The following is a 7,360-nucleotide window of genomic DNA, read 5'->3' as shown; positions in this document are numbered from 1 at the left end:
GTGTTCTGCCCGAGAAAGTTGGTCGCGATCAACGCCATCAACTGCGCCCGGTTGGCCGCAATCACCGGCGGGGGCACGGTCATCGCAAACGCCGCTTCGTAGGCCGCCGCCGCCGTGTAGGCCTGGGCGGCGGTCTGCCCGGCCTGAGCGGCGGTAAGAGATAGCCACTCCACATAGGGTGTGGCCGCGGCCGTCATCAGCATTGACGACGGACCCGACCACGCTTGCCCGGTCAACCCCGCGATCACCGACGAGTAGTCGCTGGCTGTGGAGTCCAGTTCGGCGGCCAGCGCGTCCCAGCCCGCCGCGGCTTCCAGCATTGGACCGGCTCCGGGGCCGGCATACATCAGACCGGAATTGACCTCTGGCGGCAGCGATGCGAAGTCCATAGCCTTTTTCCCTATTCAGATTCGTAATCGTCGAACTGATCTCGACAGCGCCTCAAACCACATAGCTATGTTCTGAAATCGTGTAATTACGTATATAGGGTCTAAAATCCTATAGGCGCGTTGCCGCGCTGCCTACTCAGTGAAAACGTCTGGGACGTGCCATCTTTCGGCTATCGCAACCGCTGGTTCATGCAAAGTTCCGCGACACATAAACCACGTGAACGACACGCCGGTGCCGGTCGCCGTGGTTTATGTCTGGCGGATACGAAGGGCTGTCAGACGAGGGCCGCCAGCTTGCCGGCCAGCCGCTCCACATAAGCGGCGACCTCGTCGTCGGACTTGTCCGGCAGGCCGAACAGCACCTCGGTCACGCCGAGCTCGGCCCACTTGGCGAGCTTCTCGGGCACCGGCTTGAAGTCCAGGGCGACGATCTGCGGGGCACCGTCGCGGCCGGCGGCCGCCCAGGTGTCCTGCAGCAACTTCACCGGCTCGTCGATGTCGAAGTCGCGGGGCGTGGTGATCCAGCCGTCGGCGCTGCGGGCGATCCACTTGAAGTTCTTCTCGTTTCCGGCCGCGCCGACCAGCACCGGAATGTGCGGCTGAACGGGTTTGGGCCACGCCCAGCTGGGCCCGAACTTGACGAACTCGCCGTCGTAGGCGGCTTCCTCCTCGGTCCACAGCTCGCGCATGGCTTCGATGTATTCGCGCAGCATGGTGCGGCGGCGGGCGGGCGGCACGCCGTGGTCGGCGAGCTCATCGGTGTTCCAGCCGAATCCGACGCCGAGGCTGACGCGCCCGCCGGACAGATGGTCGAGGGTCGCAATGCTTTTCGCCAGCGTGATCGGGTCGTGCTCGACGGGCAGCGCCACCGCGGTGGACAGCCGGACCCGCGACGTGACGGCGCAGGCCGCCCCCAGGCTTACCCATGGGTCTAGCGTCCGCATATAGCGGTCGTCGGGCAGCGACGCGTCGCCGGTCGTCGGGTGCGCCGCCTCGCGCTTGATCGGGATGTGGGTGTGTTCCGGCACGTAAAAGGTCGTGAAGCCGTGTTCGTCGGCAAGTTTCGCGGCCGACGCCGGAGAGATGCCGCGGTCGCTGGTGAAAAGCACAAGCCCGTAATCCATGGGGTGAATTAGAACGTGTTCTACCTCCGCTGGGCAAGCTCCCGTCGCGGCGGCACGGATCGGCGGCGCTCCGGTGTCCGTGCCGGTCGCCACGGCACCGGCATCGCGAAGTGCGCTAGCGTGGTTGATCGATCGCGTCGCAACGCAAGCGCCGGGCACGGCGGTTATGGAACGGCGCGCCCGCAAGCACAGGGTCGCGACGCAACTGTGGCGCCCGCAAAGGCACTTCAAAGGCACTGGAAGCAACAGGAGGAGCCATGACCTACTCGCCCGGCAGCCCCGGATACCCGACCGCGCCGCCTGGCGGCTCCTACGCAGGCAGCACACCGTCGTTCACCAAGGACGATGACGGCGCCAGCAAGCTCCCGCTCTACCTGAACATCGCGGTGATCGTCCTCGGACTCGCGGTGTACCTGTTGAACTTCGGGCCGACCTTCACGATTGGCGCCGACCTCGGCCCGGGCGTCGGCGGCCGCGCCGGTGACGCGGGCACGGCCGTCATCGTCGCGGTGCTGGCGGCGCTGCTCGCGGGCCTGAGCCTGGTGCCCAAGGCCAAGAGCTACGCGGGAATCGTCGCGGTCATCGCGGTCCTGGGTGGCTTGCTCGCCATCACCGAGACCATCAACCTGCCCGCCGGCGTCTCGGTCGGCTGGGCGATGTGGCCTCTGGTGGCCTGCGCCGTGCTCCAGGCGATCGCCGCCGTCGTCGTCGTTCTCTTGGAAGCGGGTGTCATCACGGCGCCGACGCCGCGGCCGAAATACGACCCGTACGCCCAGTACGGTCAGTACGGCCAATACGGGCAGTACGGCCAGCAGCCCTACTACGGCCAGCAGCAATCGCCGCAGCACCCCGGGTACGGGTCGCAGTACGGCGGATACGGGGCCGGCCAGGGCCCGACCCAAACCGCGGTTCCGACCGGCGGTTTCGGCGCCCAGCCCGCGCCGCAGTCCGGGCCTCAGCAGGCCGCGCAGCAAGGTCCGTCCACGCCGCCCACCGGCTTCCCGAGCTTCAGCCCGCCCCCTGCGGCCGGTGCCGGCTCCGAGGGCTCATCGTCCAACTACTCCAACCAGGCCGGGGGCCAGCAGCCCTACGGCCAGGAGCAGCAGTCGCCTTCGTCGCAGTCTGGCCCAGCGCCGTCCTAACGGCGCGCCTGCGCGCCTAGTCGGGGACGTGCGCCAAGAGTGACACGGGTGGAAAACGGCCGGCCAGCGGGCGCCCGCCAGGCGCGTGACCTAGTCCGAGTTGCGTTCGGACCGGCGGTGGTGGCCCTGGTCATCATCGCCGCGGTCACGTTGCTGCAGTTGTTGATCGCCAACAGCGACATGACCGGGGCGCTGGGCGCGATCGCCAGCATGTGGCTCGGCGTGCACCAGGTGCCGATTTCCATCGGCGGCCGCGAATTGGGCGTCATGCCGCTACTGCCGGTGCTGCTGATGATCTGGGCCACGGCGCGCAGCACGGCGCGGGCCATCTCCCCGTATTCCTCGTGGCTGGTGGTCCGCTGGGTCGTCGCGTCCGCGCTGGGCGGCCCCCTGCTGATCGCGGCGATCGCCTTGGCCGTCATCCACGACGCGTCGTCGGTGATCACCGAGCTGCAGACGCCCAGCGCCCTGCGCGCGTTCGCCAGCGTTCTGGTCGTGCATGCCGTCGGCGCCGCGATCGGCGTGTGGTCCCGGGTGGGACGACGGGCGCTGGCGGCGTCGTCGCTGCCGCCGTGGCTGGGCGACGCCCTGCGGGCCGCGTCCGCGGGTGTGCTGGCGTTGCTCGGGCTGTCCGGCATGGTCACGGCGGCCTCGCTGGTGGTGCATTGGGCGACCATGCAAGACCTCTACGGGATCACCGATTCGATCTTCGGGCAGTTCAGCCTCACGGTGCTGTCGATCTTGTACGCACCCAACGTCATCGTCGGCACCTCGGCGATGGCCGTCGGGTCCAGCGCCCACCTCGGATTCGCGACGTTCAGTTCGTTCACCGTGTTCGGCGGCGACATCCCGGCGCTGCCGATCCTGGCCGCCGCCCCCCGGCCGCCGCTCGGGCCGGTATGGGTCGCGCTGCTGATCATCGGGGCGTCGTCCGGGGTGGCGGTCGGGCAACAGTGCGCTCGGCGCGCGCTGCCGCTGATCCCGGCGATGGCCAAGCTGCTGATCGCCTCGGCCGCGGGGGCGTTGGCGATGTCCTTGCTCGCCTACGGCGGCAGCGGCCGGCTGGGAAACTTCGGCGATGTCGGCGTCGACCAGGGCGCCCTGCTGGCCGGGGTGTTCTTCTGGTTCTCGGTCGTGGGCGGGATCACGCTGTTCATGACCGGCGGCGTCCGGGCGCGGCCCCGACGGCCCAAGCCCAAGCCCGCGCCCGCCGCGGCCGCGCCCGCGGACTTTGCGGAGATCTTCGACGAGCCGGACGGCGAGCCGATCGACGAGCCCCCGGCCGATTTCGCCGATCCCGACGAGGTCGCCGCTGACGACGCGCCCGTCAGCGACGACGACGCGGCGATCACCGGCGACGAGGTCGCGCCGCCCCCCGGCGACGCGGAGCCGACCGCGACCGACCGCGACCACGACGAGTAGCTCCCACTAGGCTTTCTCCCTGTGCCCGAACCGCTCCATGTGCCCCCGAGCGCGCCGGCGCGGGTGGTGGTGCTGGCGTCGGGCACCGGGTCGCTGCTGAGCTCCCTGCTCGACGCCGCGGTCGGCGAGTACCCGGCCCGGGTGGTGGCGGTGGGCGCCGATCGCGACTGCCCGGCCCTCGAGATCGCCGCTGGGGCCGCACTGCCGACCTTCACCGCCCGCCTCGGCGACCACCCCGACCGCGCCGCCTGGGACGCGGCCATCACCGAGACCACCGCGGCCAACTCGCCCGACCTGGTGGTGTCGGCGGGGTTCATGAAAATACTTGGGCCGCAATTTCTTTCCCGATTCTACGGGCGGATCGTCAACACGCATCCGGCGCTGCTGCCGGCGTTCCCCGGGGCGCACGGGGTCGCCGACGCGTTGGCCTACGGCGTCAAGGTCACAGGCTGTACGGTGCACCTGGTGGACGCCGGGACGGACACCGGGCCGATCCTGGCCCAGCAGGCCGTGCCGGTGCTCGACGGCGACAGCGTCGAGACCCTGCACGAACGCATCAAGGTCACCGAGCGGAAGCTCCTGGTGGACGTGGTGGCCGGGATCGCGACCGGCGGCCTGACCCTGGTCGGGAGAACAGCGACGATCGGACGAAAGGCGAGCAACCGATGAGCACCGACGACTGGCCGGAAACGGCGAAAAGGCCGATCCGCCGCGCGTTGATCAGCGTCTACGACAAGACCGGCCTGGTCGAACTCGCCCAAGGGCTGGCGGACGCGGGCGTCGAGATCGTGTCGACCGGGTCGACGGCGAAGACCATAGCCGACAAAGCGATTCCGGTCACCCGGGTGGAGGAGCTGACCGGCTTCCCCGAGGTGCTCGACGGCCGGGTCAAGACGCTGCACCCGCGGGTGCACGCCGGGCTGCTCGCGGATCTTCGCAAGGCCGAGCACGCCGCGGCGCTCGAGGAACTCGGGATCGCCGCCTTCGAACTCGTCGTCGTCAACCTCTACCCGTTCAGCGAGACCGTGGACTCGGGCGCCAGCCTCGACGAGTGCGTCGAGCAGATCGACATCGGCGGGCCGTCGATGGTCCGCGCGGCCGCGAAGAACCATCCCAGCGTGGCGGTGATCACCGACCCGCGCGGCTACGACGGCGTGCTCGCCGCGGTGCGGCACGGCGGCTTCACCCTCGCCGAGCGCAAGAAGCTGGCCGCGCTGGCGTTTCAGCACACCGCGGAATACGACATCGCCGTCGCGGGCTGGATGGAGTCGACGCTGGCGCCGGAGCACCCGCCGACCGCGTTCCCCAAGTGGCTGGGGCGCAGCTGGACCCGCACGGCGATGCTGCGCTACGGCGAGAACCCGCACCAGCAGGCGGCGCTCTACAGCGACCCGGCCGCGTGGCCAGGACTGGCGCAAGCCGAGCAGCTGCACGGAAAAGAGATGTCGTACAACAACTTCACCGACGCCGACGCGGCATGGCGGGCCGCCTTCGACCACGAAGAGACCTGCGTCGCGATCATCAAGCACGCCAACCCGTGCGGGATCGCCATCTCGTCCGAATCGGTGGCCGACGCGCACCGCAAGGCCCACGAATGCGATCCGCTGAGCGCCTTCGGCGGCGTCATCGCGGCCAATACCGAGGTCAGCCTCGAGATGGCCGAGTACGTGAGCACCATCTTCACCGAGGTCATCATCGCGCCCGCCTACGCGCCGGAGGCTTTGGAGGCGCTGACGCGCAAGAAGAACATCCGGGTGCTGCTGGCCTCCGAGCCGCTGACCGGCGGCACCGAGCTGCGGCCGATCAGCGGTGGGCTGCTGGTGCAGCAGCGCGACGAGCTCGACGCGCACGGCGACAACCCGGCGAACTGGACCTTGGCTACGGGGTCCCCGGCTGATCCGGCGACGCTGACCGACCTGGTCTTCGCGTGGCGGGCGTGCCGCGCGGTGAAGTCGAACGCCATCGTGATCGCCTGCGGCGGGGCCACCATCGGCGTCGGCATGGGACAGGTGAACCGAGTGGACGCCGCCCGGCTGGCCGTTGAAAGAGGGAATGCGCGCGGCGGCGATCGGGTCAGAGCTGTCGGCGGCGCAGTGGCCGCATCCGACGCGTTCTTCCCGTTCCCTGACGGGCTCGAGACGCTGACGGCCGCCGGCGTGAAGGCGATCGTGCACCCCGGCGGGTCGGTGCGCGACGACGAGGTGACCGCGGCGGCGGCCAACGCCGGCATCACGCTGTATCTGACCGGGGCCCGTCACTTCGCGCACTGAACGTTCGGCGCGTGCGGCGATTGGCCAACGCGTAGCGTGGAGTGGTGCCATCACCCAGCAATCTGCCCCGAACCGTCGGCGAGCTGCGTGCCGCCGGCCACCGTGAGCGGGGAGTCAAACAGGAAATCCGGGAAAATCTGCTGACCGCGCTGGCGGAGGGCGACGAGGTTTGGCCCGGGATCCTGGGTTTCGACGACACCGTCCTGCCCCAGCTGGAGCGGGCGCTCATCGCCGGACACGACTTCGTCCTGCTCGGCGAGCGGGGCCAGGGCAAGACGCGGCTCCTGCGGGCGCTGGTCGGGCTGCTCGACGAGTGGACGCCGGTGATCGCCGGGGCGGAATTGGGCGAGCACCCCTACTCACCGATCACACCGGAGTCCATCCGCAAGGCCGCCACCCTGGGCGACGACCTGCCGGTGGAGTGGAAGCACCGCAGCGAGCGCTACACCGAGAAGCTGGCCACGCCGGACACCAGCGTCGCGGACCTGGTCGGCGACATCGACCCGATCAAGGTCGCCGAAGGCCGCAGCCTGGGAGACCCCGAGACCATCGCCTACGGCCTGATCCCGCGCGCGCACCGCGGCATCGTCGCGGTCAACGAGCTTCCCGACCTCGCCGAGCGCATCCAGGTGTCGATGCTCAACGTGATGGAGGAGCGCGACATCCAGGTGCGCGGGTACACGCTGCGCCTGCCGCTCGACGTGTTGGTGGTGGCCAGCGCCAACCCCGAGGACTACACGAACCGCGGTCGCATCATCACCCCGCTCAAAGACCGGTTCGGCGCGGAGATCCGCACCCACTACCCGCTGGAGCTCGACGCGGAGGTGGGCGTGATCGTGCAGGAGGCGCACCTGTCCGCGCTGGTGCCCGACTACCTGATGCAGGTGATCGCCCGGTTCGCCCGGTATCTGCGGGAGTCCAGTTCGGTCGACCAGCGCTCCGGGGTGTCGGCGCGGTTCGCGATCGCCGCGGCCGAAACGGTAGCGGCCGCCGCCCGGCACCGCGGCGCGGTG

7 protein-coding genes are annotated in these 7,360 nt (G+C 69.7%); 5 read left to right on the top strand and 2 right to left on the bottom strand.

The genetic code is table 11. From position 1 onward, the window contains the following. The coding region (locus tag A9X04_RS09430; protein WP_156764292.1) for a PPE family protein at positions 1 to 389 on the bottom strand (389 nt) is incomplete at its 3' end. 275 nt (positions 390 to 664) lie between these two features. Then, positions 665 to 1,513 carry an LLM class F420-dependent oxidoreductase gene (locus tag A9X04_RS09425; RefSeq protein ID WP_067919647.1) on the bottom strand — a complete coding sequence of 283 codons (849 nt, stop codon included), beginning with the start codon at positions 1,511 to 1,513 and terminating at the stop codon, positions 665 to 667. A 257-nt stretch (positions 1,514 to 1,770) separates the two neighbouring features. On the opposite strand from A9X04_RS09425, the gene A9X04_RS09420 reads away from it, so the two are divergent. The 5 genes from A9X04_RS09420 to A9X04_RS09400 form a co-directional block, all read left to right on the top strand. Continuing rightward, the gene (locus tag A9X04_RS09420) at positions 1,771 to 2,655 is read left to right on the top strand and encodes a DUF5336 domain-containing protein (protein WP_067919646.1); all 885 of its coding nucleotides are present in this window, start codon (positions 1,771 to 1,773) and stop codon (positions 2,653 to 2,655) included. Positions 2,656 to 2,703: 48 nt separating this feature from the next. Beyond that, the gene (locus A9X04_RS09415) at positions 2,704 to 4,077 is read left to right on the top strand and encodes a DUF6350 family protein (RefSeq protein WP_067919645.1); all 1,374 of its coding nucleotides are present in this window, start codon (positions 2,704 to 2,706) and stop codon (positions 4,075 to 4,077) included. Positions 4,078 to 4,098: 21 nt separating this feature from the next. Beyond that, positions 4,099 to 4,746: a phosphoribosylglycinamide formyltransferase gene (gene purN / locus A9X04_RS09410; RefSeq protein WP_067919637.1), complete on the top strand. Its 648-nt coding sequence runs from the start codon at positions 4,099 to 4,101 to the stop codon at positions 4,744 to 4,746. Beyond that, entirely contained in the window at positions 4,743 to 6,347 is a 1,605-nt protein-coding gene (purH, locus tag A9X04_RS09405; protein WP_067919636.1) for a bifunctional phosphoribosylaminoimidazolecarboxamide formyltransferase/IMP cyclohydrolase, read from the top strand. The genes purN and purH overlap by 4 nt, the downstream gene beginning before the upstream one ends. A gap of 41 nt (positions 6,348 to 6,388) precedes the next feature. Beyond that, a partial coding sequence (locus A9X04_RS09400; protein ID WP_067919634.1) for a sigma 54-interacting transcriptional regulator occupies positions 6,389 to 7,360 on the top strand: 972 nt, incomplete at its 3' end.

Source organism: Mycobacterium sp. E3247, assembly GCF_001667785.1.
Taxonomy (GTDB): Bacteria; Actinomycetota; Actinomycetes; order Mycobacteriales; family Mycobacteriaceae; genus Mycobacterium.
Note: the sequence above shows the minus strand (reverse complement) of the source record. Positions and strands in the feature narration are given on the sequence as shown.